Source organism: Streptomyces sp. S.PB5, assembly GCF_030403745.1.
Lineage (GTDB): Bacteria > Actinomycetota > Actinomycetes > Streptomycetales > Streptomycetaceae > Streptomyces.
The window spans coordinates 19,588-44,861 of record NZ_JAQMWP010000032.1 but is presented as its reverse complement, the minus strand read 5'-3'; the positions used below and the strand labels follow the sequence as shown (position 1 = coordinate 44,861).

The window sequence follows — 25,274 nt, the reverse complement described above, 5'->3', positions numbered from 1 at the left end:
TGACCTTTAACGAGTTAGGTCCCAGAGTCCTGGACCCATGAGCCGCCCTTTCCGGCGTCCGAGACGTCTTTGACGAGAGGAACATGTGTGATGCGTGGGTTGTCCAGGAGAGCGCTGTTCGCGGGGTCGACGGCCGGCGCGGCGGGCGTGCTGCTGCCGGCGGTCACCGCGGGACCGGCCGCGGCGAAACCCAAGCCGGCCGCCGCGTGCGCGAGTTACCGTGCCGCCTACCACTTCACGGTCCCCGACCAGTGGAAGAACGATCCGCAGCGACCGGTGTGGATCGACGGCGAGTACCACTACTACTACCTCTACAACCCGGACTACCTCACCGGTGGCACCGAGGCGGGGACCGCCTGGCGGCTGGCCACCAGCCGGGACCTGGTCTCCTTCACCGACCGGGGGATCGCGGTGCCCAAGGACACCACCGTCAACGGCGACGTCTGGTCGGGCTCGGCCGTCGTCGACACCGGCAACACCGCGGGCTTCGGCCCCGGCGCGGTGATCGTCCTGGTCACGATGTCCCCCGGCGGCGGCACCGACCGTCAGGAGCAGTTCCTGTACCGGTCCACCGACGGCGGACGCACCTTCAGCCCGTACGGCACCGCCCCGGTCCTGCCCAACCCCGGCGTGCGCGACTTCCGCGACCCGAAGGTGATCCGCGACGAGGAACGCGGCCGGTGGGTGATGGCCCTGGCCGAGAACAACAAGGTCGGCTTCTACCACTCGACGAACCTGAAGTCCTGGACCTACGTCGGCGGATTCATCAAGGACGGCATCGGCGTCCTGGAGTGCCCCGACCTGTTCCGCATCACCGCGGACGACGGTACGGCGAAGTGGGTGCTGGGGGTGAGCGCCAACGCCAAGGGGGCCGGGCTGCCCAACACCTACGCCTACTGGACCGGCTCCTTCGACGGTACGACCTTCACGGCCGACGCGAGCGCCCCGCAGTGGCTCGACCACGGCTGGGACTGGTACGGCGCCGTCACCTTCGAGAAGCGGGCCGCCGACGGCACGCGCGACGAGGGCGCCCGGTACGCGATCGGTTGGCTCAACAACTGGGACTACGCGAACACCACGCCCACGATCGACACCGACGGCTTCAACGGCACCGACTCGATCGTCCGCGAGATCACCCTGAAACGCGCGCCCTCCGGCGGTCACTATCTCGCCTCGCGTCCGGTCCCCGCGCTGGACTCCTACGTCTCGCGGACGGTGAACCTCGGCGACCTGGAGGTGAGCGGCACCCGCGTCCTGGACTACAAGGGCACGGCATACGAGCTCACCTGTGAGATCACCTGGGACCAGCTCAAGGGCGCGGGCCTGCAGGTGCGCCGCTCGCCCGACGCGGGCCGCCACATCGACGCCGGAATCTACGGCGACTACGCCTTCCTCAACCGCCGCACCACCGTCAACCCCGACGCCTCCGGCCGCTGGCAGGAGAGCCACAGCCCCTTCGACCCGGCCGCCCGCACCGTGAAACTGCGGATCCTGGTCGACCGCACCTCCGTCGAGATGTTCGTGGACGACGGCCGGTACGTGCACTCGTCGGAGGTCTTCCCGTATCTGATCGACACCGGGATCGCGCTCTTCACCATCGACGGAACGGCGGTCTTCCGGGACGTGGTGATACGGGAGTTCACCGTGTGAGGCGTTCAACCCGGCCGTCGGGGAAAAGGAGTTGGGCCGCCGCGCTCGGACGCGCACACTCGGCCTGTGACCGTCGAAGACAGCGTTCTCGTCGACGCGCTGGGCAGCGAGCCGCGCCGCCCGGACGCCTTCCGCGCGCTGCTGCGGCGGGGCCCGGCGGCCCTCCCGGCCATCAGGCGGGGGCTGGTCCACACCGACCCGCGCGTGCGCGAGCAGTGCTGCCTGCTGCTGGACGAACTCCTGGTGCCGGAGGCCTCGGACGAGCTGGCCGCACGGCTCGACGACCCCGACGCCAGGGTGCGCGTGGCCGCCCTGCACGCCCTGTCCTGCCTGCGCTGCAAGCCGGACGCGGACAGCTGCCGTCCCGACCGCGGACGGCTGCTGCCGCGTGCGGTCCGCCTGCTCCACGAGGACGAGGACCCGCGAGTCCGCATGGGGGCGGCGGAGCTGCTCGGGCTGTGGGTGCACCAGGACGCGGACGCCGTGGGCGCGTTGGTCCACGCGCGCGACGAGGACCCCTCCCCGGCGGTGCGCAAGAAGGCCGGGTGGTACGCGCCCGGCGGTCCCGTTCACCGCCGTACCGCACCCAAGGGTGTGCATGATCGATGACATGCGCGCAGTACTGATCGGCGGAACCTCCCACACCGGCAAGTCCACGGTGGCCAAGGCGATCGCGGCCCGGCTGGGCTTCGCGTACCGCCCGACAGACCTGCTGGCCCGGCACCCCGGCCGGCCCTGGCGGACACCGGAGCGCGAGGTGCCGCCGCATGTCGCCGAGCACTACGGGACGCTCGCCGTCGACGAGCTGATCCGATCGGTCCGTGACCACTACGACCGCCTGTGGCCGCGCATCGAGGAGCTGATCGCCGAGCAGGTGAGGGGCGAAGGGCCGGGTCTGGTGCTGGAGGGCTCCGCCCTGTGGCCCGGCCGGGTCGCCGGGCTGACCGTGCCGCACACGAACTCGGTCTGGTTCACGGCGGACGACGCGGTGCTGAGCGCGCGCGTACGGCGGTCCGCGCGGGGCGAGGAGCGGAGGGACCTCGTGGACAAGTTCCTCGCCCGCAGCCTGCGTTTCCAGCAGCTGATGGTGGAGTCCGTCGACGCGCACGGCCTGTGCCGCATCGACACGAGCGGTCGCTCCGTGGAAGAGCTGGTGGCGGCGGTCCTGTCGAGGCCCTGTCGCCGGCAGCCGTGATCGCTGACACGATCTTCATTCAGCAGCCGCGGACGACCAACGGAGCACGGATGACGACGAACACGGGCATGACGCAGGCGCAGCACTTCCCGGGGATCGAGGTGAAACCGGCCGCCGGGCACATCGGGGCGGAGATCACGGGCGTCGACCTGGCCGAGGAACTCGACGACGCCGTGGTCGCCGCGATCCGGGCCGCCGTACTGCGCTGGAAGGTGGTGTTCTTCCGGGACCAACGGCTGGACCACACCGGACACGTGGCCTTCGCCCGCCGGTTCGGCGAGCCGGTGGTGCTGCGCAAGCGGGGCGGCGCCTCACCGCCGGACCACCCCGAGGTCGAGACGACCGCCGACCGGCTGGAGCTGGGCGGGAAGTTCGGCATGGAGCACGAGGAGTGGCTCCAGAGCCGCCGCCACACCCTGCTGCGCGGCTGGCACTGCGACCACGGCGCCCGGATCGACCCGCCGGCCGCGACCATCCTGCGCGCCGAGACCGTACCGCCCTACGGCGGCGACACCACCTGGTCCAACCTGGCCGCCGCCTACGCCGGACTCTCCGCCCCGGTACGGGAGTTCGTGGACGGGCTGCGCGTCGAGCACCGGCTCGGCGTCGGCTACCGGTCCCGGCCCGGCGACGACGCGTACGTCCGCCATCTGCTGGACCACCAGGTCGCCTCGCTGCACCCGCTGGTGCGGGTCCACCCGGAGACGGGGGAGCGGATCCTCTACGTCAACGGCTACTACGTCGAGCAGATCGCCGACCTCTCCCGCGCCGAGAGCACGGCCGTCCTGGACATGCTCCTGGAGCAGGCGGTCCGCCCCGAGTACACGGTCCGCTTCCGCTGGGAGCCGGGCAGCGTGGCCTTCTGGGACAACCGGGCCACCATCCATCTGGCGCCCAGCGACAACGCCCACCTCGGTTTCCCCCGGACCATGCACCGGGTGATGCTCACCGGAGACGTCCCGGTGGGCGTGAACGGCAAGCCGTCGGAGCCGATCGTGGGCACCGAGGCGGGGCGCTGGTGAAGAACTCCCCGCCGGTCTACGGCGAGGTGTGCCGTCCGGTCTGCACGGGTGTCAGGCCATGGCCACCACAGCTGACACGAGCGCCTTGAGGCAGGCCCGTTCGGCCGCGTCGTCGGGCATCGACAGGTGCTGCATGCTCATACCGTCGAAGGCGGCGAGGAAGAACCGCGCGGTGATCCCGGTGGGTTGGCGCAGACGGTGACCGGTGCGGTCGGCGGCTTGCTCGATGAGCTTGGAGGTCACGGCTGAGATGCCGCCCAAGTGGTTGTCCAGGGCATCGTTGAGGTGCGGGGTGCGCAGAGCGAACAGGGTCAGCTCGGTCAGCAGCTGATAGGACTCCGGCTGCTCCAGTACGGTCCGCCAGAGTGCTTCGACGAGTGTGGAGACGGACTCCTCGAAGTTCCCCTGCGCGGGTGCGGCCCGCTCGACCTGGGAGACCAGGTCCTCGGTGAGCTGTTCCATGACGGCCCGGTACAGCTCTTCCTTCGTGCCGAAGGTGTAGTGCACGGTCGCCTGGGCGACACCCAGCTCGGCGGCGATGGCCCGGGTGCTGCCGGCGGCGACGCCCTCCCGGGTCATGAGATCGATCGCTGCTTTGATCAACTGGGGGCGGCGTTCCGCCGCGGTCACGTGAGCCATGAGGACATTCTATTCGACTGAGTCTTTCGAACGGGTCGGTCGACAAGGTCGGTCCGGGGATGCGGACTGGCCGACGGCGGTCCGAAGGGGACCGCCGCAGACCAGTGCAGAACTCACCTCACCGGGCGAGCGACGAGTCCTCGGAGCGGATCAGCCGGTCGAGATTGGCCATGGACGTCCGCATCCCTGCCCGCATGCCGGGCTCCTGGAAGCCGTTGATGAGTGTCCCGATCGGACCGAGCCCGATGGCGTACTCCACCTGGTAGATCATCTCCGTCGCCCCGGGGCCGCCGTCCGGTCCGGGTATCGGACGGAGTTCGAAGATGCTGGTCACGTCCTGCAAGGGGGCGAAACCGGTGCCGGTGTCGACGCGGCGCCTGAGCGGGTCGATCTCCTTGACCGTCCACACCGAGTTGGTGCGCAGTGGCCCGACGGTGCGGTTGCGTTCGGCGTAGGTCTTGCCGAGGGCGGCCACGCCGTGGTGGTCGGTGACCTCGATCGCTCCGGCGACCCACTCCGCGTAGCGGTCGGTGCGGGAGATGACCTCCCAGACCCGTTCCACGGGGGCGTCGATGACGGCTGTTTCGGTGACGGTGTACGTGTTCATGGCAGAAGTCCTCGCGGTCGGTGGTTGGTGGTTGGTGGTTGGTCAGTTCTGTCCCAGCAGTTCGGCGGCGGCGTCCTGGCCGGAGCGGACCGCGCCGTCCATGAAGCCGTTCCAGTACGGGGAGAACTCGGCGCCCGCCCAGTGGACCCGGCCGAAGGCGCGGCCCATCCACTCGCCGTAGGAGGTGAGCACGCCGGGAGCGGCGACCGAGGTGGGGCCGCCCTGGGTCCACTGCTCGGCCGTCCAGTCCTGCTCGACGTAGTCGACCGTCTCGAAGGCGCGCTCCCCGACGACCTGGGCGAAGGAGCGCAGCACGGCACCGCGGCGTTCACCGGCCGGCCGGTGTGCCCACTTGCGCCATTCCTTGCCGCCGAGGAAGCCCATGAGGACGCCCGGTCCGCCGTCCGGCGGGGTGTTGTCGAACATCTCGCGGAGCGGCGAGCCGCCTCGCAGCAGGCCCATGCCCGAGAGGCCCTCCTCCCGCCAGAACGGCCTGTCGTAGACGGCCACACACTTCATGAGAGTGCCGAACGGAAGCCGCTGGAACAGCTGGTCCTGCTGCGGCGGCAGCAGCGGATCCCACACGATCCGTGAGGCCAGCAGCGGCGGTATGGCGACGATCACCTGCTCGGCGTGCCACACACCCGCGTCCGAGATGACGGTGACGCCGGTGGAGTCCTGGGTGACGCGCCGCACCGGCGCCGACAGATGGACCCGTCCGTCGAGTTCGACCGCCAGCCGCTGGGCGACAAGCTGTGAACCACCGACGAACCGGCTGTCCTGGGCGCCTCCGGCGGTCCCCGTGCCTCGTTCCATGGTGCCCGGGTGCGTCTCGTCGCCGAACGTGGCCACGTACCAGAGGCTGAACAGCGCGGACGCGTCACGTGCCTCGCCGCCGTAGGCGGAGTTGAGGAAGATGTTGACCAGGTCGACGGCGCCGCCGGTGATCTCGGCCTTGCGCAGCCACGTCTCGTACGTCATGCCGTCGAGTTCCAGCGCCTTCGGCGCCTTCCAGGGCGCCGCCGGGTCGATCCTGGCGGCCTCCTTGCCGATGCGGGCCAGCGCGAGACCCATGTCGGGAAGGGCGAGCAGGTCCGGGGGAGTGTGCCCGGAGAAGCGCTTGGCCCGGCCGTCGTGCACATAGACGTTCTCGCCCGGGACCTCGGCCTGGTAGGTGTCGACGCCGACGTCCTTGGCCAACGCCAGGATGCGGTCCTGGGTGGGGCCCACGAACTGGCCGCCGATCTCTGTGATCTGACCGTCGCCCAGGTGGTGGTTGAGCAGACGCCCGCCCACCCGGTCGCGTGCCTCCAGTACGGCGACCGACTTGCCGGCCGCCACGAGGTCCCGCGCCGCGCTCAGGCCGGCGAGACCTGCGCCGATCACGACGACGTCGGTCCTGTGGTTCCAGTGGTCGTTCATGGTCACTCCTCGGTGATGTCCAGGCGGGGGGAGTCGGTGCGACCATGACCATACACACGACATTGTCGAGTGACAAGGTCGAGTTATTCAGTTGGGTGAATGCGTATGTCGCTGCTGTTCAAGTGGATTGCAGGGGTGGGTGATTCATGTCACCCGGCAGACCTAGTCGATTGACTTGAGCACTTGATAAAGTCTGGCGCTCAAGCGGAGGTCGCCCTCCTCCCGCCCCTGTTTCCCTTCACGCTCAGGAGCCCGTCATGGCCGTCCTGCTCCACCGTCTGGGCCACCGCGCCTACCAGCACCGAAAGCTGGTCCTCGGCGTCTGGCTCGCCGTCCTCGCCGCGCTCATCACCTGCGTCGGCCTCTTCGGCGGCAAGCTCGACGACCGCTTCTCCGTACCCGGCACCGAGTCGCAGCGAGCGCTGGACACCCTGCGCTCGACCCTGCCGCAGGCGTCCGGCGCGAACGCCCAGATCGTTCTCACATCCCCCGAGGGGCACCACGTCTCCGAGCCGCCCTACACCACGGCGATCGCTCAGGCCGTGGCCGCCGCGGACAGGGCACCACAGGTCAGCGCGGTGGTGGATCCGCTGACCTCCGGGGCCGTCTCGGCGGATCGGACCACGGCCATCGTTCAGGTGCAGTACTCCGTGCAGAACGCCGAGGTGAGCAGCGCCTCCGTCAACGCTCTCCAGGACGTGGCGAAGACCGCCGAACGCCAAGGACTCACGGCGTCGGTGGGCGGCTCGGTGTTCAGCAGCAAGGGTGTGCACGTAGGCGCCTCGGAGGTCATCGGCGTGATCGTCGCCGTCCTCGTCCTCGTGCTCACCTTCGGCTCCCTGCTCGCCGCCGGCATGGCGCTGCTGCCCGCCCTGGCAGGGGTCGCGGTCGGACTCACCGGCCTGCTGGCTCTGACGCCTGTGGCCGGCATCTCCTCGACGGCCGTCACCCTCGCGCTGATGCTGGGGCTGGCCGTCGGCATCGACTACGCCCTGTTCATCGTCTCCCGCCACCGCCAGCAACTCGCTCGTGGCACCGGTCCCCAGGAGTCCATAGCTCTCGCCAACGGCACCGCGGGCAGCGCGGTCGTCTTCGCCGGCGGCACCGTGATCATCGCCCTTGCCGCGTTGAGCGTCATAGGCATCCCCTTTCTGACCACGATGGGCTTGGGCGCCGCCGGAGCCGTCCTCGTAGCGGTCCTCGCCTCGATCACCCTGCTGCCCGCACTCGCCGGTTTCGCCGGAGCGAAGCTCGCCCCCAAGGCCGGCAGCGGCGCCGCACTCCGTGCCACCGACGCCGAGGAGACCGTCGGCAAGCCGTCACTCGGCGCCCGCTGGGTCAAGGGTGTCGTCGCCAGGCCCCTGCTCGCGGTCCTCGGCACCGCGGGTGTCCTCCTCGCCCTCGCCCTGCCCGCCGCCGACCTGCGGCTGGCCCTGCCCGACAACAGCTCGGCCGCGAAGGGTTCGACCCAACGGGCGGCGTACGACACCGTCAGCGACAAGTTCGGCCCCGGCTTCAACGGCCCGCTTCTCATCCTGACCCGGACCCACGACGGCAACAGCGACCAGGCGGCCGCTCAAGTCGCCCAGCGGCTGGGCGACTTCAGGGGCGTCAAGGCGGTACTCCCGCCCCAGCCCACCCACGACCCCGGCCAGACCGTCATCACCGTCATCCCCGAGACCGGTCCCGACAGTGTGCGCACCGACCAACTCGTCCGGGACATCCGCGACAGCGCATCCGACCTGCGCACCGCCACCGGCGCCGCTGTCGCCGTCACCGGCACCACCGCCGTCAACATCGACGTCTCCACGCGGCTGGGAGACTCCCTGCTCCCGTTCGTCGCCATCGTCGTCGGACTCAGCCTGATCCTGCTGATGACGGTGTTCCGTTCGCTCGTCGTCCCGCTCAAGGCCGCGGCCGGATTCCTGCTCTCCGTGGGCGCCTCACTCGGCCTGGTCGTCGCTCTCTTCCAGTGGGGCTGGCTCGCGGATGTCCTCGGCGTTCCGCACACCGGTCCGGTCGTCAGCTTCCTGCCGATCATCCTCATCGGCGTCCTCTTCGGACTCGCCATGGACTACGAGGTGTTCCTCGTCTCCGGGATACGAGAGGAATGGACCCACTCGGGCCGGGCCCGGCAGTCGATCGTCGATGGCGCCCAGCACAGTTTCCGCGTCGTCACCGCTGCCGCGCTGATCATGATCACTGTCTTCGCGGGCTTCTTCCCCCTGGACGACGCCTTGATCAAGCCCATCGCCTTCGCTCTGGCCGTCGGCGTGGCGATCGATGCCTTCGCCGTACGCCTGACCCTGGTCCCCGCTGTTCTGGCCCTGGCCGGACGACGGGCTTGGTGGCTCCCGGGCTGGCTGGACCGGCTGCTGCCCGATCTCGATGTCGAGGGGAGCAGCCTCCAGAAGGACACGCCCGCACCTGACAAGATCCCCGCGGAACTCACATCGACATCTTGAGCCGGCGGGCCTGCCGCTCAGCGGGCCCGCGGCAGGGGGCGTCGGGGCCGGTGCTCCTCGTTCAGGCGGACGGCCGCCGGCCCAGGGCCGGGCCCAGCTCGGTCGCCATGTCGGTGAGGATCTGGACGTAGTCCTCGTGCTCGAAGGTGAACGGCAGTGCGAACGCGACCTCGTCGATCTCACGGAACGCCGCGTGTGCGTGGAGCCGTTCGGCGATCTCCGCCGAGGTGCCGACGATGTCCGGCGCGAACAGCAGACGGGCGGGGCCCTGCGGTGACGTGGTACGGGGGGTGCGCTTCGCGGCGTACTCCTCGTACTTCGCGCGCTGTGCCGGCGTGGCCGAGTCGGTGGGGATGACGACGAGCCCCTGGGAGACGCGGGCGGCCTCGCCGTCGGGGTGGGCGGCGCGGAAGGCGCGGATGTGGGACAGCTGGATCTCCGCGAAGTCCGTGGTCTCGCCCGGGTTCTCGGCCTTGACGACGCTGCTGGTCAGGAAGTTCATGCCGTGCTCGCCCGCCCAGCGCGCCGAGCTCAGGCTGCCGCCGCCGTACCACAGGCGGCGGCCCAGACCGGGGGAGTGCGGTTGCACCCGATCCGAGAAGACCTCGAAGCCCTCCACCCCGCTGAAGTCGGTGGCCGGCTTGCCGCGCACGAAGTCCAGCAGGCGCCGCACCCGCTCGTACGAGAAGTCCTCGACGTCGGCGGTGTCCGGGTACAGCGCCTCCTTGACCTGGTCGTAGTGCATGGGCGGGCCCACGCTCACGCCCGGGTTGATGCGCCCGCCGGACAGCAGATCGACCGTCGCCAGGTCCTCCGCGAGCCGCAGCGGGTTCTCCCAGCCGAGCGGGATGACCGCGGTGCCGAGCTCGATGCGGCTCGTGCGCTGGGAGGCCGCCGCCATGATCGCCACCGGGGAGGAGATGCCGTACTGCAGATGGCGGTGGCGCAGCCAGGCGCTGTCGAAGCCGAGCCGCTCGCCCAGCTCGATGATCTCCAGCGTGGACTCGTGACCGCGGCCCGGGTCGGACTCGTCGAAGAGGCCGATGGTCAGGAAGCCCAGCTTGCGCAGGGGGCGTGGGGTGGGCGGCATGGGCTCCTCCAGGCTTGCTTGATCTATCAAGTAGTACAGCCGTGCCAACCGGGACGGCGCGAGAAGTGTTCCCCCACCCTGGTCAGGATCAGGTCAGCGGAATGACGACCTCGTCCTCGACCGGCGGGTCCAGCTCCTGTGCGCGATTGCCGGTGGCGGCGTGGCAGCGCAGCCGGATCGACTCCGGGCTGACGTCCAGACGCAGGAAGCTCTTGAAGAACGGCGGGCTGTGGGTCGCCGAGCTCGGGGAGAACAGCTGGGTGTAGATCTTGCGGACCGGGAGGCGGAACTTGGTGGTCCGGGTCCCGGCGCCCAGCAGACTGGCGACGATGCGGGTGCGGAACGTGATGCGCGCGGGCTCGCCCGGAGTGCGGGTGAGGGGCATTCCCAGACGTTCGGCGATCACGGCTGCCGCCTCGGCCTCGGTGAGGGTGAAGAAGCGGCGCAGGCGCAGCCGGCGCCCGTAGAGCTTGCTGTAGAAGGCGAGGGAGTCGCCGCGCAGCGGATAGCAGCGGAAGTCCCGCTCGGTGACGTTCGCGACGGAGACGTGCGGGATGGTGTGGGTGGCGTGCATGAAGGCTCCGCCGCCTCCCGCGACGACGTACTGGATGGTGCGGCCGTCCACGTCGACCGGATAGCGCTGGTAGTTGTGGATGTCGCCGCCTATCGCGGCCACGTAGTGATGCGCCGGGTCGCGGACGATGTCGTCGACGGTGCCGCCGCCTTCGATCGCGCACGGCTCGTACTTCGCGTCCACGTAGAGGGGCGAGCCGGTGACGAGGATCTTCGGGCGCGGCCCCTGTGACACCTCGCGCAGCCAGGCGCCCTGTTCGGCGTCGACGGTGCCCAGCAGCCCGGTGTCGATGCCGATGATCCGCACCGGTCCGGCGTCGATCGCCCAGTACGGACCCGGCTGGACGCCCTGTTGGGCAGGGTCCTGTCTCAACCGCCGTGCCGCGTCGAGGTGTTGGCCGTCGTCGGGCCTCGGGCGGTGCCAGAGCAGGGAGCGCAGCCATGCCGGGCTGAGCGGGCGGGGCGCGGGCTCGGGGGTGAGCGGCGGGGCGTCGTCGCAGAAGACGCGCATGAAGGCGCCCAGGTCCTCGTACCAGTCGTGGTTGCCCGGTATCGCGTAGATGGGCGCCGGGTAGTCCTGGTACGGGCGGAAGAACTTCGTGCCGTAGTCGTCCGCGCTGCCGACCGGGTAGATCACGTCACTGGCGAGGACCGCGAAACTGGTGTCCTTACCGACCTTCAGAAACCCCGGCACGACGGAGTACTGAGACGCGTCGCCCTCGCCGGTGTCACCGATCACCAGGAAGGAGAACCGGTCCGGGTCGTCCCGCCGGATCACCTTGTCGGCGGGTGCGCCGCCCGCCGCCCGCTGTGCCACCCAGCGGCCGCGGGTCCGGCCCGTCGGGTCCCCGAACCAGGAGGCCAGCACGCCGTTACGGGCGGCCCACAGGGTCCTCGGGTCGAGCCACGAGAGCTTCTCGACCTTGGGCGGCATCAGCCGTTCGTAATCGCCGCGTTCTGCGGTGCCCCAGCCGGCGCCTTCGGCGGTATCGCGTGAAGAGTCAGACACCGGTGCACCGTAACAACGATCTGGGGACGGCCGAGCGGGGGGAGTACCGGTCGTGCCCCGCCGCCCCTCAACGCCACGAGACTTGACCGCTGTCGACTTACCACTCCCCGGTGCGCTGCGACGCCTCGTACGGGTGCTGGCGGGCCCGCACGGGGGCCGGCGGGGTGTCGAAGACCGAGCTGTGCCGCGGGGCGGGCGGCTCCTCGACGCGGGCCGCGGCCGAACGCCGGTGCGCGGTGCCGCGGTTCCAGTCGCCGTCGCCGAGGACCAGCAGCGGGTCGAACATCACGACCACACCGGCCAGTACGAGGAAGATGATCGGTCCGAGGAGCATCGGCAGAAGCAGCGAGGACGGCGAGTCGCCGGCCCAGGAGCTGCCGGATGTGCCGTGCACATGGACGCTGACGGCCGCCATCGCCGTGTAGTGCATGCCGGACACGGCCACACCCATGACGAGGCTCGCCCCGAGGCTCGCCAGGAAACCCCGGATGGTGACGGCCGCCCACAGGGCCGCGGAGGCGGCGACGACCGCGATCACGATCGACAGGGTGACGGTCAACGCGTCATAGTTGATCTCGCCGTTGAGGCGCATCGCGTACATGCCGAGGTAGTGCATGGCGGCGACGCCGAGCCCTGTGACGGTGCCCGCCAGGGCCAGATTGCCGGTACCGGCGCCGCGGTAGCCCACGATGAACACACCGATGCCGACCACGGCGATCGCCACGGCGAGACTGAGGACGGTGAGCGACGCGTCGTAGCGGATCCGCGTCTCCTCCACCTGGAAGCCGATCATCGCGATGAAGTGCATCGTCCAGATGCCGGAGCCGATCGACGCGGCGCCCAGCGCCAGCCAACCGGGCTTCCACGACTGGTCGTTGAGCAGGGACCGGACAATGCAGCGCAGTCCCAGCGCACCTCCCAGGCATGCCATGAGATAGGCGGCCACCGGCGTCACCGCGCCGTAGCGGAACCCGTCAACCGTGCCTTCCATAAAAGCCAACTCCCCCCAGAGTCACGGCTGCTGATGGAGGAAGGTCTACGGGGTAAGGACCGGGTAAAGCAAGCATCTACCGGCAGTAACAGATGAAATCTGAACCACCAACGGTTCACTTTGGTCACGGAACGTCGAGATCCAGCCATGAACAACGCGAGTGACACCGATGTCCTAGGAGGCAACGCCCCTCCACTGCCGGGACCGCACCGACGCCACCGCACCGGCCGCGACCATCTCGCCCACCGCGGTGAGCACGGTGTCGTACGGTTGCTCGTCGCAGATCATCTCGACGTACATCACGGGCTCCGCCATGTCGCACCGCCTCCCGGGTCGAATGGTCCGGAGTCGGGCACGGGACGGGGGCCGCTCAGCCGGTTTTCGGCGCGTGGGGACGAGCTGTCGGGCGGCGGGCGCCTAGGCTCTCGTGCGGCACCGGTACGACCCGAGGAGCGCGCATGGAATTCCCCTACCCCGACGGCCACAGCCCCGACGACAAGCCCGCACCGCACGCGCTGCTCGCGCCCGTGCTCGGGTTCCTCGGCACATGGCACGGGCGGGGGGAGGGCGAGTACCCGACGCTCGCCGAGGGCTTCACCTACGCGCAGCAGGTCACGTTCAGCCACGACGGGCGGCCCTTCCTCCACTACGAGGCCCGGGCCTGGCTGCTCGACGCAGAAGGGGCACCCCTGCGGCCGGCCGCGCGGGAGAGCGGCTGGTGGCGGTTGCAGCCGGACGGGCGGGTCGAGGCGCTGATCACCCAGCCGACCGGGATCGCGGAGATCGCGGTCGGGCAGGCGGCGGACGGCGTGGTCGACCTGTCCACGCATGACGTGGCACTCACCCCTACCGCCAAGGAGGTCACCGCCACCCGCCGCCGCTACACCCTGGCCGGCAGCGACACGCTCACCTTCGTCCACGACCTCGCGGCCGTCGGCCAACCGTTGCAGCACCATCTGGCGGCGAGACTGAGCCGCCGGAGCTGAGCGCTCCGCTGGAGGTGCAGGGAGGGGTTGTCGGTCGGCTGCGGCGCCGTCGTGGCTGGTCGCGTACCGCAGCGGAGCCGCTGATATGTACAGCCCCGCCCCCCTTCAGGGCGTGACCGGTTCCGCTCGGGTTCTTGACCGCCGGGACGGCCCCCGGCCCCCGTCACCTTCCGGGCGACGGCCCGACCCGCCCCCCACACCGCCAGGAGCATCAGCTTGCCCACCGACTGGAACACCCGCGTCGAGACCGGCGCCGACACCGCCGCCGTCCGCGCGATCGACCTGGCGGCCTTCGACACCCCGCTGGAAGCCGACCTCGTCGAGGCCCTCCGTACCGACCCGGCCTGGATCGACGGCCTGTCCCTCGTCGTCACCGACGCGGACGGCAAGGTCGTCGGCCACGCACTGCTGACCCGCTGCCACATCGACGACACCCCGGCCCTGTGCCTGGGCCCCGTCGCCGTACTGCCCGACCATCAGAACACCGGCGCCGGTTCGGCGGCCGTCCGGGCCGCGCTCCGGGCCGCCGAGGACAAGGGAGAGCGCTTCGTCACCGTCCTCGGGCACCCGTCGTACTACCCGCGCTTCGGCTTCGGCAGGGCCTCGGCGCACGGCATCCGCATCACCCTCGACGTCCCGGACGACGCCATGATGGCCCTCGCCCTGGACCCCGCACACCCCCTGCCGGGCGGCACCGTCCGTTACGCGGCCCCCTTCGGCGTCCCGGGCCCGTGAGCGCGGCTCAGTGGACCGACAGCCCGCCGTCCACGAAGAGCGCCTGCCCTGTGATGTAAGCGGAGGCGCCGCTCGCCAGGAACACCGCCGCACCCGCGAAGTCCTCCGCCAGACCGTTGCGCCCGACCATCGTCCGTGCGGCCAGCGCCGCCACCTTCTCCGGGTCGGAGGCCAGCCGTTCGTTGAGCGGCGTCATCACGAAGCCCGGCACGAGCGTGTTGCAGGTGACGCCGTACGACGACCAGGCCTCGGCCTGTGAACGGGCCAGGGACTCCAGGGCGCCCTTGGACACCCCGTAGGCGCCGCTCTGCACGAAGGCGCGGTGCGCCTGCTGGGAGGTGATGTGGATGATCCGCCCGAAGCCGCGCCCTGCCATGCCGGGGCCGAACCGCTGGCCCAGCAGGAACGGCGCCTCAAGGTTCACCGCCATCGTGGTGTCCCAGACGTCCTCGCCCAGTTCGCCCAGCGGGGGCCGCAGATTGATGCCGGCGCTGTTGACGAGGATGTCGGGCTCGCCGAACACCGCGACCGCCGCCTCCGCCGCCGTACGCACCCCCTCACGGGTGCTCAGATCACCGCTCACCCAGGCCGCCCGGCCGCCCTCCGCCGTCAACTCGTCGACGGTGGCGGCCAGTTCGGCCTCCTTGCGGGCCGCGACCACGACACTCGCCCCGGCCCGGGCGAGCGCCCCGGCGATCGCCCGGCCGATGCCGGAACTGCCGCCGGTCACCAGGGCGACCCGGCCGTCCAGGGAGAACATTTCGGAGAGGTACGTCTGCGGGTTCATGTGCCGAACCCTAGACGCGGTGATCATCTCGGCAAAGGGCGTGCCCGAGGGGTGTATTGAAGGGTGCGTCAGCTGAAGGGGTCCAGCGTCAGATACGCCTGTTGCGGATTCCCGTCGTGCACCAGGGACTCGTGGTTGCCCACGTCGTCGAAGGCGAACGCGTACGCCTTGCCGTCGGCCATCTGGGAGTGGATGACCCGGGCGTAGTGGTTCGTCACCGCGTCCTGGTAGAAGGCGGCCGCCGAGGTGTCCGGCTGGTTGGGGTTGGTCAGGAGCGTGGAGCGGTTGAAGCCCGCGCACAGGGTGCGGGAGATCGGGCCGCGCACCGCGTCGTTGGGGGCGTCGAGGAGCCTGTGGCAGCCGAACACACTGCTCGCGTCCGGCTTCTGGAAGGAGGTGACGACGGCGCCGGAGGTGTTGGTGAAGTTCATGACCCCGCCGGAGACCCGGCCGTAGTACTTGGTGTTCGGCTGGTCGGCGAACGGGGTCACGGTGAGGGTCGACGTCGCGTACTTCTGCCAGACCCGGTTGATGTAGTCGTCCAGGACCGAGGCGGGCAGCGCCCCGGTCTCCAGGCCGTAGGCGGGGGAGAGCGCCCGCAGCGCGGTGCCGTCCGGGCGGGTCTGGATCAGTCCCGCCCAGCCGCCCGACTGGCCGCGCAGCGCGCCCAGGACGGCGTTGTAGCCGCCGGACTTGAGGTGGCCCGTGCTGACCGTGCTGCCGTCGGAGCGCTGGACGCCCACCGCGTAGGGGGCGGAGAACATGTCGACCTGGGTGCTGTTGAGCCACAGGCCCGAGTCGTTGAGCGTGTACTCGGACCAGTTGAAGAGGATGTTCCGGTTCGGGTCGCTCGGATTCTGCACGGCCGGCTGCACCAGGCCACCGGTGGTGAGCCGGAAGTCGAGCTTCTGGCCGTAGGAGAAGTAGATGCGGCCCGAGAACTTGGGGATCCGGATCGTGGCCGACCGGCCGGTGGCCGGGCCCGCGATGGAGGCGTCCGGGGCGGGTGTGGGCGGGTTGCCGCCCGCGGGCCACGCGTGGAAGGTGCCGTTCGCGTCGGCCCAGCCCTGCCGGCCCGTCGCGAGGTCGGTGCCGAGGTTGTATACGTACACCGCGTCACCGCGGCCGGAGTTGTTGGTCAGCTTCAGGGGGATCGTGGCGGGCACCGCGCCGCTCGCGGGCTGCGAGGTGCCGAGGGTGAGCAGGCCGCCGAGCAGGGCGGCCGCCGCTGCCGTGGCGAGAAGTCGGTGCCTGAGTCGTCCGAGCACTCTCCACCTCCGTGTGGGGGGATCGGGGGAGGGGTTGGTCCGTACCTGATTTGAGAGCGCTCTCAGAGTTGCGCCGCGACGCGGCCATGTCAATGAGATGGACGGAACTCGTGTGTCGGTCAGCAGCGTTGCGGGCCGGCACCCGAGGGCGCCGGCCCCGCCTTCAGAAGGTGCGCTTCAACAGGTCGAGCAGCGCCGCCCAGTGCCGCTCGTCCCCCTCGGCGTGGTACGCGGCGGTGTCGGCCTGGGTGAAGCCGTGGTGTGCGCCCGGGTAGACCTCGCAGCGATGCCGTACGCCCGCCTTGGTGAGGGTGTCCTCCAGCAGCCGGATCTGCTCGGGCGGCAGGGAGGGATCCTCGTCGGCATGGCCGAAGTACAGCTCGGCGGTGATGTGTTCGGCCACCAGGTGCGGGCTGTCCGGGGTGTCGGTCGCCAGGCGCCCGCCGTGGAAACCGGCCGCGGCCGCGACCCGGTCCGGGTAGGTGCCGGCCGTGAGCAGGGAGAGCCGGGCGCCCATGCAGTAGCCGGTCAGCGCCACCGGACCGTCGGCGACGAGCGGGCTCTCGGCCAGCCACCCCAGGTAGGCGCCCGCGTCGCGCATCGCGAGCTGGGGGGTCAGCGACTGCATGACCGGAACGATCCGGTCCCACAGGTCCGGCCGGGAGTCGGTGTCGATGAACTCGGGCAGGTCGAAGACCGGTGTGCGTCCGTGCCGGTAGAACACGTTGGGCACCAGGACCGTGTGACCGGCCTCGGCGAGCCGGTCGGCCATCGACCTCAGATGAGGACGCAGGCCGAAGGCGTCCTGGTAGAGCAGGACTCCCGGGCGGGGAAGGCCGTCGGCGGGGTGGGCGAGGTAGGCGTCGGCGACACCGTCCTCGGTGGGGATGTCCACGGCTGTTCCCTGTACGGAGGTCATGGGGCGTGCCTCTCTGCGCAAGTGACGGCGAGCAGTTCGCCGGCCCGGGGAGTCGGGGGCCGCGAATATCGTTTCACGTACCATCCAACCGGGCCGCGACACCCCCTCGGGCCCTATTCGAACCGGCTCGTGTCACCCGCTCCGTGCCGGATGATCTCCGCCTCGCCGTTCGAGAAGTCGATGACCGTCGTCGGCTCGGTGCCGCACTCGCCGGAGTCGACCACCGCGTCCAGCACATGGTCGAGACGGTCCTTGATCTCCCAGCCCTGGGTCATCGGCTCGTCCTCGTCGGGCAGGAGGAGCGTGCTGGACAGCAGCGGCTCGCCGAGCTCGGTGAGCAGCGCGTGCGTGACGACATGGTCGGGGATGCGCACGCCCACCGTCTTCTTCTTGGGGTGCTGCAGCATCCGCGGCACCTCCCGCGTCGCGGGGAGGATGAAGGTGTAACTGCCCGGCGTCGATGCCTTGATCGCGCGGAACACGTCGTTGTCGACCCGGACGAACTGGCCGAGCTGCGCGAAGTCCTGGCAGACGAGGGTGAAGTGGTGCCGGTCGTCCAGGCGGCGGATCGACCGGATCCGGTCGATGCCGTCACGGCTGCCCAGCCGGCAGCCGAGGGCGTAGCAGGAGTCCGTCGGATACGCGATGAGCGCCCCGTCCCGGACGCTGTCGGCGACCTGGGAGATGGTGCGCAGCTGGGGGTTGTCGGGGTGCACGTCGAAGTACTTCGCCATCCGCCGAGCTTATGCCGTTCCGGGGCGACGGCAACGCAGGCCGCGGCCGTACGCCTCTCAGGTGCGGGAAGACCCTCGGCCACGGGTGAGGTAACGTCCCGGGACCACTGTGCCGAGGTCGACACGACGTACGAGGAGAAGGGGAGAAGGGCCGAGTGACGGGGAGAGAAGACGGCCGGACGACGGGCGCCGACGCGTTGTGGGCGGCGGAACTCCTCGACCATCTGCGGCCCACCGGGCGGGACGTCCGCCGGATCGTCGCCTGGCTCGCGGACGGCGTGGACGGGACGGCCGCGCTCCAGGACGACAGCGGCACCCTCCTCGCCGGAACCCGCATCCCGGTCGACGAGCACCTCGTCGCCGACCTCGTCAGCGGCCGGATCGCCTCCGCCGCCTGGGAGGGCGAGGGCCGCCACCAGCGCCTCGTCCGGGTGGCGCAGCCGCACTCGGCGGCGGCCGGCGTACTGGCGGTGTGCCGGGACACGCCGTTCGACCGACGGGCCGCCGACATGGTGACGCACACCGCGCAGGTCGTCGAACTCCTGCTCAGAGCCCACGAGACGACCGCCGCGGGACGCCGTCTCGCCCGGGCGACGGCCGATCTGCGGCTGGCGATCCTGCAGCTGCTCATGGTGGAGGACATCGTCTCGGCACGCCGGGTCGCCGCCGGCCTGTGGCCCGGCCTGCTCGACACCGACTCGGCCTGTGTCTACGTCGTCGAGGGCAGCGTCGAGGAGCGCGACCGGCTGGCCGAGGAGTGCCTGGCGGCGACCGACGAACAGGCCCTCGTCGTGCGCTGTCCGGCCATGGACCGGCACGTGATCGTCGTGGCCCCCGACGAGTCGGCCGCCCGGGAGCTGCGGTCGTTCATCGAAGACCGCCCCGGCACCTGCATAGGCGGCAGCGCCCGGCAGAGCCTTGCCCGGACGGCCACGGCGTACGGACAGGCCGTCAGCGCCCTCGCGGTGGCGCGCTTCCGGCCGGACAACGCGGCCGTCTACGCCGAACGCACCCACCCCGAACGGCTGCTGGACCCCACCCTCCTGCACGGCTGGACGAACCGGCTGCTGCGCCCCCTCGACACCCTGGCCCACCACACCCACGCCGAACTCCTCGCCACCACCCGCCTGGGCCTGGAGTTCACCGCCGTCAGCGCGGCCAAGGTCCTCGGTGTCAGCCGCAACACCGTCCGCGCCCGCATGGAACGCGTGGAGGGACTGCTGGGCACGGACTTCTCCGACCTCACCGTCCGCGCCCTGGTCCACCTGGCACTCAACGCCCAGGTCGGCATGGGACAAGGCCCCGCCGTACCGCAGGCTCCGCCCGTGGCGCTGTGGGAACTGCTCTCGGGGCCCGCGCTGCGCATCTGGGCCCAGGACGTCCTCGGGCGCCTCGACACGGACACACGAGATCTGCGCCGCACCCTGCGCACCTGGATCGCCGTCGGCGGGAACTCGGAACGGGCCGCGCAGGTCCTCGGCGTCCACGCGCAGACCGTGCGCGACCATGTGCGCAGCGCGGAACCCGTCCTGGAACGCCAACTTCTGGCCACGGGCAGCGACCTGTACGAGGTCGTCCTGGCCCATTTGGCGACGGGAGAGCTGGAATTGCCCCGCCTCACCGCGTAGAAAGCACGCCATTCGGACTCACCTGTGCACAGGTGAGTCCTCCGGGCCGCGCACCGGGCATGAACACGGTTCACAACCGGTGTTTCGTTCACGTAAGTTCGACGCGTCGCAGGGGCACGACCGGAACGGGGGACCGGTCGCGCCCCTGTTCGCATGGTCAGCCCCGCAGCCGCACCGGCACCTCCTGCCAGCCGAACGCGATGAACGACGGCACCTGCCGCAACTCCTCCTCCCCGACCGCCAAGGACAGCTCGGGGAAGCGGTCGAAGAGCGCGGGCAGCGCCGTCAGCGCCTCCACCCGGGCGAGCGGGGCCCCGATGCACCGGTGCACACCGATCCCGAACGCCAGATGGTCGTCCGCCCCGCGCCCGGCGTCGAAGACATCCGCGTCCGGCCCGTAGTGCGCGGGATCGAGCCCGGCGGCCGCGTACGTCGTGATGATCGCGTCCCCGGCCGGAACCGTGACCTCGCCGACCGTGAGGTCACTGACCGCGAACCGCAACGGCAGCTGGGCGATGGACGGATGACAGCGCAGCGTCTCGTCGACGACGGCGTCCCAGCCGATCTCCCCCGAGCGCACCGCCGCCAGCTGCTCCGGATGCCGCAGCAGGGCGACGACCGCGTTGCCTATGAGGTTGACCGTGGTCTCGAACCCCGCCCCGATGACCAGCAGCAGCGTGTACAGCAGCTCCTCGTCGCTGAGCCGGTCCCCGTCCTCGTCCCGTACCCGGATCAGCTCGGTCGTCAGATCGTCGCCGGGCTGCTCGCTGCGGTGGGCGATCAGCGCGGGCAGTACCGTGCCGATCTGCCGCTGCACGGACGCCGCGTGCTCCGCAGAGGGGTCGGAGGTGTCCATGATGGCCGCGATGAGCCGCGCGGTGTCGTCCACCAACTCGTCCGGGACACCGAAGAGTTCGCAGATGATCCGCATCGGCAGGGGATGGGCGAGGGCGGCCCTGAGGTCGACCACCTCGGCGTCGTCGGCGGCGACCGCGTCGAGGAGCTGCGCGGTGATTGCCTCCACCCGTGTGCGCATCGCCTCGGTGCGCCGGTGGGTGAAGCTCGGGGCCACCAGTCTGCGCAGGCGGGTGTGGTCGGCGCCGTACGTGGAGAGCATGTTGACCACGCCGATCCAGCCCAGGACCCAGCCCCACGAGGGGTGTTCGCCGAGCTCGGGCCAGAGCCGCCAGTGCAGCCGGGGGTCCTTGCTGACCTGCGGGTCGAGGATGAGTTCCTTCAGGGTGTCGTAGCCCGTGGGCGCCCAGGCCGGGATGCCGCCGGGCAGTTCCACGGGCACGATCGGGCCGAGGGCGCGCAGCCGGGCGCTCTCGGCGGCGATGTCCGCGCCGAACGGGTCGAGGACGATGCGGTCGGTGACGGTCACGACGGATCTCCAGGCTGGTCGGGGGAGCGGGGGCTGAACCGGACGGGCAGCGCCGTCAACGAGCGGTGGAACGGGCCGGGCCGCCAGCTCAGTCGCTCGCGCGGCAGGACGGGATCGAGGTCGGGCAGCCACTGGGTGAGCCGTTCGACGGCCTCGGTGGCGATGAGCAGCGTGTGTTGCTTGACGGGGCAGGCGTGCGGGCCCGCCGACCAGGACAGATGCGAGGCGTCCTTGGGATGGCGCCCGCTGACGGCCTGCTGCTCGGCGAAGTGCGCGAGCGCCCCGTAGGAGACCACCACCGGCACCGCCGCCCTGATCCACGCGCCGTGGAAGGTCACGGACTCGCGTGCGTAATGGATGCCGTAGTTCGCCAACGGGGTCTCGTGGCGCAGCACTTCGACCACGGCGTCCATCACCGGGCGGGCGCCGCTGGTGAGTGTGGAGTAGTAGAGGGGATTGCCGAGGATGCGGGACAGCGCGTTCGACACCAGATTGGCCGTCGGCTCGTGCCCCGCCCCGAGGGTGAGGAACACCTGCCAGGCGACCTCCTGGGACGTCAGCCCCGCCGGGTGGTCCAGGAGCCGGCTCGGCAGGTCGTCGCCCCGCCGCTGCGCCTTGGCGGCGATCAGCTCCAGGACGTAGCCGCCGAACTCCGCCTCGCCCGCCGCCGCTTGGTCGCCGCCCTCCATCATCTTGCCGAGCGCCCGTTCGAGCCGCTCGCTCTGGTTGTCCGGCAGCCCGAAGAGGCTGTTGAACACCAGCGCCATCAGCGGCCGGGCGAACTCGCCCACCAGATCGGCCTCGCCCTTCGGCCCGAACCGGCTCACCAGCACATGCACCGCGCGGTGCACCCGCGCCCGCAGATCGTGCGGCTCGATCAGGTCGAAGGTCTCGATCAGCGAGGTGCGGTAGCGGACATGGGCGGCGCCGTCCGCGAACAGCGAGTTGGGCCGCCAGCGCATCATGCCGAGCACGGGCGAGTCGGCGGCGACCGTCGTCTCCCAGGGCCGCGGGTCGTGCGAGAACGTCTCCGTGTCCTGCAGCAGTTCGAGGGCGGCCCGCCGGTCCGTGACGACGTAGGCGGGCACCCCCGGCGCCAACTCGGCCCAGCCGACCGGGCCTTGGTCGCGCAGGGCCGCGTAGTAGCGGTAGGGGTCCTGTGCGAAGCCGTCCTCCCACAGCCGCACCGGCGCGGAACGGGAGAAGGTCTCCTGGGCGGGGGGATGGGTGGTCACCGGCTCTCCGAGGGGTGGCGGTCGATGAGGTGTTCGACGAGCGTGAGCAGCGCGTCGATCGAGGAGTTCGCGTCCCGCGCGTCGCACGTGACCAGCGGCGTGTCCGGCTCCAGGTCGAGCGCGGCGCGCAGCTGCTCCTCGGTGTGATGGTCCGGCGCGTCCGGGAAGGCGTTGAACGCGACCGTGTACGGCAGTCCGCTCTCCTCCACCAGGCCGAGCACGTCGAACGACGCGTCGATCCGACGGGAGTCGACCAGGACGAGGGCGCCGAGGGCCCCGTAGGCGATGTCGTCCCACAGGGACCGGAAGCGTTCCTGTCCCGGGGTGCCGAAGAGGTACAGCACGATTCCGTCCGGCAGGCTGATCCGCCCGAAGTCGATGGCGACGGTGGTCGTCGACTTGTCGCGCACTCCCTCCAGATCGTCCACCTGCGCGGAGGCCTCGGTGAGCCGTTCCTCGGTGTGCAGCGGCACGATCTCGGACACCGAGTCGATCAGGGTGGTCTTGCCGACCCCGAAGGGGCCCGCGACCAGGATCTTCACCAGGTCGCGGGCGGAGTCGGGCAGATGGACGCGGCCGGTCGTGCCGGGCGCGCGGCTAGTCGTGCTTGAGGGCGCGGAGGCCATCGGCCACTCTCTTCAGCAGGTCGGGGTCGAACCGTTCGGCGGGCGGGACCGGGGCGCGGGCGGCCAGCAGCCCCCGGTCCAGCAGGGCACCGGCCAGGACACGGACGGCGGAGACCGGCAGCCGCAGCAGGGCCGCGGCCTCCACCACCGTCAGCGAACCGTCGTCGAGGGCTTCCAGCAGGGCGAGTTCGGCGGCCGGGAGACCGGCGGGCGCCGCTCGTGCGCCGCGGGTGAGGACGGACAGCCGCTCCAGGTGCGGGCGGCTGGAGCGGGCGGTGCCGCCGGTCGACAGATACGCCGGGACCAGGGGACGCCCGGTCATGCCGGAGCGCCGTCGTCGCTCCCTCGGGGCGCGGCCGACATCGCCTTCTCGCCGAGCCGCGCCACCTGCGAGTGGACGCGGTGCGCGAGCAGGTCCAGCCGCACCTCACCGGTACCGTAGGCGGCCACACAAGTGCCGTGGTCCGTGGGCACGATGAGGACGTAGCCGTGGTCCGACTCGATGACGACCTGCCGGATCTCGGCCCGCTCCCGGTCCGCGAACGCGGCCGCGGCGGTACGGCACGCGCCCTGCACCGTGCTGGTGATCGCGGCCACCCGTTCGGCCGAGGGCTGTGACAGGGCGTCGGTGTACCCCGTCACCAGACCGTCCCGGGTGAGCAGGACGGCTGCCACGACCTGTGGCACCTCGAGGATCGGTGCCAGCACCCACGCCGTGTCGCCTGCCTCGCGGCTGGTCATCGCGCCGCTCCTCCTTCGTGGTCGGTCTCGTTCGCTGCCATGTCGATCGCTGCCCCGTCCGCCCGGGCCTTGGCGGTGCCGGACTGCAGCGCGCCGAGCGCGGCGGCGGCATCCTCCGGCCGGCGCGCCGGGACCTCGGCCGCGGGCGTCCGCGGCGCGGTGACCCGCGTACGGCGCCGGCGGCGCGGCAGTTCGTCGTGGTGCCCGGTGGCGGTCGGGTCGTCGTCCGCGGGGCCGTATCCGTGGGATGCCTCCGCCGGGACCTCGCGTGTCGAGCGGGGAGCGCTGACCGCGGGTGGCCGCTCGGCGGTGTCGATACGGCTGAGCAGCCGGCTCTCGACCCTGAGCACGGCCCGGACACCGCCGTACGGGGACGGCGAGGAGAGGTCCACGCTCAGGTCGAACTGCCGGGTCAGCCGGCCGATCGCGGCGAGGCCCATCCGCGGCGGGTCGCCGAGGTCGGTGAGCAGGATCGGCTCGGTGCCGGCCACCGTGTGCTGGGCGCGGGCCCGTTCGTCCTGCGTCATGCCCACGCCCGCGTCGTCGACGGTGACGCAGACACCGTGGTGGACGTGTTCCAGGTTGACCACGACATCGGTGTCGGGCGCGGAGTGGCGCAGGGCGTTGTCGAGGAGTTCGGCGACGATGATGGCGACCGGCTCGACGGCGTGCGAGACGAGGGCGGTGCCGGGCTCCAGATGGTTGTGGACCCGCACCCGGTGATAGCCCGCGAGCCGCGACTGGCCGCCCGTCACCGCCTCCACCAGATGCGATTCCTGCCGGGCGAGCCCCACCCAGGCGCCGCACACCACGGCGGCGACCTGTGCCCGGCGCAGCGACTGCTCGTTCTCGTGGTCGAGTTGGAAGAGGATCTGCGCCAACTCGGGCTCGTCGTACCGTTGTTGCAGCTGACGCAGGGCGTCCTGCAGCCGGTAGAGCGCCGCCTGGATGTCCCGGGTGGCACCCCGCATACCGGCCTGCGCGGCCGCGTCGATGCGGGTGCGCTGTGCGGCGAGTTCGGTGCGCAGTCCCAGCAGTACGCCTTCGAGGGCGATGCCCAACGGGGTGCCGGCGGGCAGTGTCTGCAGCGGACCCGGCACCGTCACGTGCGGATGAGCCAGTTGCCGTGCCACGCCGGGCACGCGCTGGGTCGTCAGGTGCTCGACCTCCGCCGTCAACGCCGGTAACAGGCCGTCGAGTCGGGAGCGGAGTTCCTCCGTCTCCGTGCGCTGCCTGCTCAGTTGGCGCCGGGCCCGCAGCAGGCCGCCGCCGAGGGCGAGCGCGGACAGTGTGCCGACGGCGAGACCGCCGGCGGCAAGGTCCGGTAATTCGATCATCGAATCGGTGTCCAGGGGAGTCGGTAGGGGGAGTGGTCAGGGGAAATGGGCAGGGGGGAGTCCGAGGCCGAGTCGCGAGGCGCTCGCAGGACAGTACACACCGTCATCGCCCCGCCCCGCACGGTTGATCGAAAGTTCCCTCCGGGACGCGTGTCCCCACCGACTCAGGTGGACGATTGATTCCATCGTCTTGACGCTCGAATCCATCGCCTTAGAGTGAAGTGGCCGCGC

General features: G+C 70.9%; 25 protein-coding genes. 8 read left to right on the top strand and 17 right to left on the bottom strand.

Annotated elements, in window-relative coordinates; translation table 11 throughout:
• The first annotated feature begins 90 nt into the window (after positions 1–90).
• From PH203_RS46165 to PH203_RS46150, 4 genes are all read left to right on the top strand, one after another.
• Positions 91–1,650, top strand: a complete 1,560-nt coding sequence (locus PH203_RS46165; RefSeq protein ID WP_289928616.1) for a glycoside hydrolase family 32 protein — start codon at positions 91–93, stop codon at positions 1,648–1,650.
• A 66-nt stretch (positions 1,651–1,716) separates the two neighbouring features.
• Positions 1,717–2,259, top strand: a complete 543-nt coding sequence (locus tag PH203_RS46160; RefSeq protein WP_289928614.1) for a HEAT repeat domain-containing protein — start codon at positions 1,717–1,719, stop codon at positions 2,257–2,259.
• Position 2,260: 1 nt separating this feature from the next.
• Positions 2,261–2,845: a hypothetical protein gene (locus PH203_RS46155; protein WP_289928613.1), complete on the top strand. Its 585-nt coding sequence runs from the start codon at positions 2,261–2,263 to the stop codon at positions 2,843–2,845.
• Positions 2,846–2,895: 50 nt separating this feature from the next.
• Complete coding sequence (locus PH203_RS46150) at positions 2,896–3,867, top strand: TauD/TfdA family dioxygenase (RefSeq protein WP_289928612.1); 972 nt, start codon at positions 2,896–2,898, stop codon at positions 3,865–3,867.
• 51 nt (positions 3,868–3,918) lie between these two features.
• On the opposite strand, the gene PH203_RS46145 is transcribed toward PH203_RS46150, so the two are convergent.
• The 3 genes from PH203_RS46145 to PH203_RS46135 all read right to left on the bottom strand — a co-directional run bounded on the left by PH203_RS46145 (position 3,919) and on the right by PH203_RS46135 (position 6,535).
• The gene (locus PH203_RS46145) at positions 3,919–4,506 is read right to left on the bottom strand and encodes a TetR/AcrR family transcriptional regulator (RefSeq protein ID WP_289928610.1); all 588 of its coding nucleotides are present in this window, start codon (positions 4,504–4,506) and stop codon (positions 3,919–3,921) included.
• A 118-nt stretch (positions 4,507–4,624) separates the two neighbouring features.
• Entirely contained in the window at positions 4,625–5,113 is a 489-nt protein-coding gene (locus tag PH203_RS46140) for an SRPBCC family protein (protein ID WP_289928608.1), read from the bottom strand.
• 42 nt (positions 5,114–5,155) lie between these two features.
• On the bottom strand, positions 5,156–6,535 hold the full coding sequence (locus PH203_RS46135; protein ID WP_289928606.1) for an FAD-dependent oxidoreductase: 1,380 nt from the start codon (positions 6,533–6,535) through the stop codon (positions 5,156–5,158).
• Between the two features lie 257 nt (positions 6,536–6,792).
• Here PH203_RS46135 and PH203_RS46130 point away from each other — a divergent pair, with 257 nt between their 5' ends.
• Positions 6,793–9,000: an MMPL family transporter gene (locus PH203_RS46130; protein ID WP_289928604.1), complete on the top strand. Its 2,208-nt coding sequence runs from the start codon at positions 6,793–6,795 to the stop codon at positions 8,998–9,000.
• 61 nt (positions 9,001–9,061) lie between these two features.
• Here PH203_RS46130 and PH203_RS46125 read toward each other — a convergent pair whose 3' ends face one another.
• The 4 genes from PH203_RS46125 to PH203_RS46110 form a co-directional block, all read right to left on the bottom strand.
• On the bottom strand, positions 9,062–10,090 hold the full coding sequence (locus tag PH203_RS46125; protein WP_289928603.1) for an LLM class flavin-dependent oxidoreductase: 1,029 nt from the start codon (positions 10,088–10,090) through the stop codon (positions 9,062–9,064).
• 88 nt (positions 10,091–10,178) lie between these two features.
• Positions 10,179–11,672 (bottom strand): metallophosphoesterase, encoded by a 1,494-nt coding sequence (locus PH203_RS46120; protein WP_289928602.1) that lies wholly within the window; start codon positions 11,670–11,672, stop codon positions 10,179–10,181.
• Between the two features lie 97 nt (positions 11,673–11,769).
• Positions 11,770–12,663: an MHYT domain-containing protein gene (locus PH203_RS46115; RefSeq protein ID WP_289928599.1), complete on the bottom strand. Its 894-nt coding sequence runs from the start codon at positions 12,661–12,663 to the stop codon at positions 11,770–11,772.
• A 174-nt stretch (positions 12,664–12,837) separates the two neighbouring features.
• The gene (locus tag PH203_RS46110) at positions 12,838–12,978 is read right to left on the bottom strand and encodes a hypothetical protein (RefSeq protein ID WP_289928597.1); all 141 of its coding nucleotides are present in this window, start codon (positions 12,976–12,978) and stop codon (positions 12,838–12,840) included.
• A 143-nt stretch (positions 12,979–13,121) separates the two neighbouring features.
• On the opposite strand from PH203_RS46110, the gene PH203_RS46105 reads away from it, so the two are divergent.
• Positions 13,122–13,649 carry an FABP family protein gene (locus PH203_RS46105; RefSeq protein WP_289928595.1) on the top strand — a complete coding sequence of 176 codons (528 nt, stop codon included), beginning with the start codon at positions 13,122–13,124 and terminating at the stop codon, positions 13,647–13,649.
• Between the two features lie 216 nt (positions 13,650–13,865).
• A complete protein-coding gene (locus tag PH203_RS46100) occupies positions 13,866–14,384 on the top strand; it encodes an N-acetyltransferase (protein WP_289928593.1) in 519 nt (172 codons plus the stop codon).
• Between the two features lie 7 nt (positions 14,385–14,391).
• Here the strand turns inward: PH203_RS46100 and PH203_RS46095 are convergent, their stop codons facing one another.
• From PH203_RS46095 to PH203_RS46080, 4 genes are all read right to left on the bottom strand, one after another.
• Positions 14,392–15,171, bottom strand: coding sequence for an SDR family oxidoreductase (locus PH203_RS46095; RefSeq protein ID WP_289928588.1), 780 nt, complete (start codon positions 15,169–15,171; stop codon positions 14,392–14,394).
• 68 nt (positions 15,172–15,239) lie between these two features.
• Entirely contained in the window at positions 15,240–16,439 is a 1,200-nt protein-coding gene (locus PH203_RS46090) for a glycoside hydrolase family 64 protein (RefSeq protein WP_289928585.1), read from the bottom strand.
• A gap of 163 nt (positions 16,440–16,602) precedes the next feature.
• A complete protein-coding gene (locus PH203_RS46085; RefSeq protein WP_289928584.1) occupies positions 16,603–17,358 on the bottom strand; it encodes a dienelactone hydrolase family protein in 756 nt (251 codons plus the stop codon).
• A gap of 113 nt (positions 17,359–17,471) precedes the next feature.
• Positions 17,472–18,092, bottom strand: coding sequence for an L-threonylcarbamoyladenylate synthase (locus PH203_RS46080; RefSeq protein WP_289928582.1), 621 nt, complete (start codon positions 18,090–18,092; stop codon positions 17,472–17,474).
• A 155-nt stretch (positions 18,093–18,247) separates the two neighbouring features.
• Here PH203_RS46080 and PH203_RS46075 point away from each other — a divergent pair, with 155 nt between their 5' ends.
• The gene (locus PH203_RS46075; protein WP_289928579.1) at positions 18,248–19,720 is read left to right on the top strand and encodes a helix-turn-helix domain-containing protein; all 1,473 of its coding nucleotides are present in this window, start codon (positions 18,248–18,250) and stop codon (positions 19,718–19,720) included.
• Positions 19,721–19,877: 157 nt separating this feature from the next.
• Here the strand turns inward: PH203_RS46075 and PH203_RS46070 are convergent, their stop codons facing one another.
• Genes PH203_RS46070 through PH203_RS46045 form a run of 6 tightly spaced genes read right to left on the bottom strand, consistent with a single transcriptional unit; the run spans position 19,878 to position 25,043 of the window.
• A complete protein-coding gene (locus tag PH203_RS46070; RefSeq protein WP_289928577.1) occupies positions 19,878–21,104 on the bottom strand; it encodes a cytochrome P450 in 1,227 nt (408 codons plus the stop codon).
• Positions 21,101–22,339, bottom strand: coding sequence for a cytochrome P450 (locus PH203_RS46065; RefSeq protein WP_289928573.1), 1,239 nt, complete (start codon positions 22,337–22,339; stop codon positions 21,101–21,103). Before PH203_RS46065 ends, PH203_RS46070 begins: the two co-directional genes overlap by 4 nt.
• The gene (locus PH203_RS46060; RefSeq protein ID WP_289928570.1) at positions 22,336–22,965 is read right to left on the bottom strand and encodes an ATP/GTP-binding protein; all 630 of its coding nucleotides are present in this window, start codon (positions 22,963–22,965) and stop codon (positions 22,336–22,338) included. The genes PH203_RS46065 and PH203_RS46060 overlap by 4 nt, the downstream gene beginning before the upstream one ends.
• Complete coding sequence (locus PH203_RS46055; RefSeq protein WP_289928569.1) at positions 22,937–23,287, bottom strand: DUF742 domain-containing protein; 351 nt, start codon at positions 23,285–23,287, stop codon at positions 22,937–22,939. The genes PH203_RS46060 and PH203_RS46055 overlap by 29 nt, the downstream gene beginning before the upstream one ends.
• Positions 23,284–23,706 (bottom strand): roadblock/LC7 domain-containing protein, encoded by a 423-nt coding sequence (locus PH203_RS46050; protein WP_289928566.1) that lies wholly within the window; start codon positions 23,704–23,706, stop codon positions 23,284–23,286. The genes PH203_RS46055 and PH203_RS46050 overlap by 4 nt, the downstream gene beginning before the upstream one ends.
• Entirely contained in the window at positions 23,703–25,043 is a 1,341-nt protein-coding gene (locus PH203_RS46045; RefSeq protein ID WP_289928564.1) for an ATP-binding protein, read from the bottom strand. The genes PH203_RS46050 and PH203_RS46045 overlap by 4 nt, the downstream gene beginning before the upstream one ends.
• Between the last annotated feature and the right edge of the window lie 231 nt (positions 25,044–25,274).

Bases quoted from the DNA above. Each gene is read 5' to 3' on its own strand.
- PH203_RS46050 (WP_289928566.1), bottom strand. From the start codon at position 23,706: ATGACCAGCCGCGAGGCAGGCGACACGGCGTGGGTGCTGGCACCGATC.
- PH203_RS46140 (WP_289928608.1), bottom strand. From the start codon at position 5,113: ATGAACACGTACACCGTCACCGAAACAGCCGTCATCGACGCCCCCGTG.
- PH203_RS46095 (WP_289928588.1), bottom strand. From the start codon at position 15,171: ATGAACCCGCAGACGTACCTCTCCGAAATGTTCTCCCTGGACGGCCGG.
- PH203_RS46080 (WP_289928582.1), bottom strand. From the start codon at position 18,092: ATGGCGAAGTACTTCGACGTGCACCCCGACAACCCCCAGCTGCGCACC.
- PH203_RS46130 (WP_289928604.1), top strand. From the start codon at position 6,793: ATGGCCGTCCTGCTCCACCGTCTGGGCCACCGCGCCTACCAGCACCGA.
- PH203_RS46165 (WP_289928616.1), top strand. From the start codon at position 91: ATGCGTGGGTTGTCCAGGAGAGCGCTGTTCGCGGGGTCGACGGCCGGC.
- PH203_RS46110 (WP_289928597.1), bottom strand. From the start codon at position 12,978: ATGGCGGAGCCCGTGATGTACGTCGAGATGATCTGCGACGAGCAACCG.
- PH203_RS46060 (WP_289928570.1), bottom strand. From the start codon at position 22,965: ATGGCCTCCGCGCCCTCAAGCACGACTAGCCGCGCGCCCGGCACGACC.
- PH203_RS46135 (WP_289928606.1), bottom strand. From the start codon at position 6,535: ATGAACGACCACTGGAACCACAGGACCGACGTCGTCGTGATCGGCGCA.
- PH203_RS46105 (WP_289928595.1), top strand. From the start codon at position 13,122: ATGGAATTCCCCTACCCCGACGGCCACAGCCCCGACGACAAGCCCGCA.
- PH203_RS46150 (WP_289928612.1), top strand. From the start codon at position 2,896: ATGACGACGAACACGGGCATGACGCAGGCGCAGCACTTCCCGGGGATC.
- PH203_RS46145 (WP_289928610.1), bottom strand. From the start codon at position 4,506: ATGGCTCACGTGACCGCGGCGGAACGCCGCCCCCAGTTGATCAAAGCA.
- PH203_RS46055 (WP_289928569.1), bottom strand. From the start codon at position 23,287: ATGACCGGGCGTCCCCTGGTCCCGGCGTATCTGTCGACCGGCGGCACC.
- PH203_RS46045 (WP_289928564.1), bottom strand. From the start codon at position 25,043: ATGATCGAATTACCGGACCTTGCCGCCGGCGGTCTCGCCGTCGGCACA.
- PH203_RS46085 (WP_289928584.1), bottom strand. From the start codon at position 17,358: ATGACCTCCGTACAGGGAACAGCCGTGGACATCCCCACCGAGGACGGT.
- PH203_RS46115 (WP_289928599.1), bottom strand. From the start codon at position 12,663: ATGGAAGGCACGGTTGACGGGTTCCGCTACGGCGCGGTGACGCCGGTG.
- PH203_RS46155 (WP_289928613.1), top strand. From the start codon at position 2,261: ATGCGCGCAGTACTGATCGGCGGAACCTCCCACACCGGCAAGTCCACG.
- PH203_RS46125 (WP_289928603.1), bottom strand. From the start codon at position 10,090: ATGCCGCCCACCCCACGCCCCCTGCGCAAGCTGGGCTTCCTGACCATC.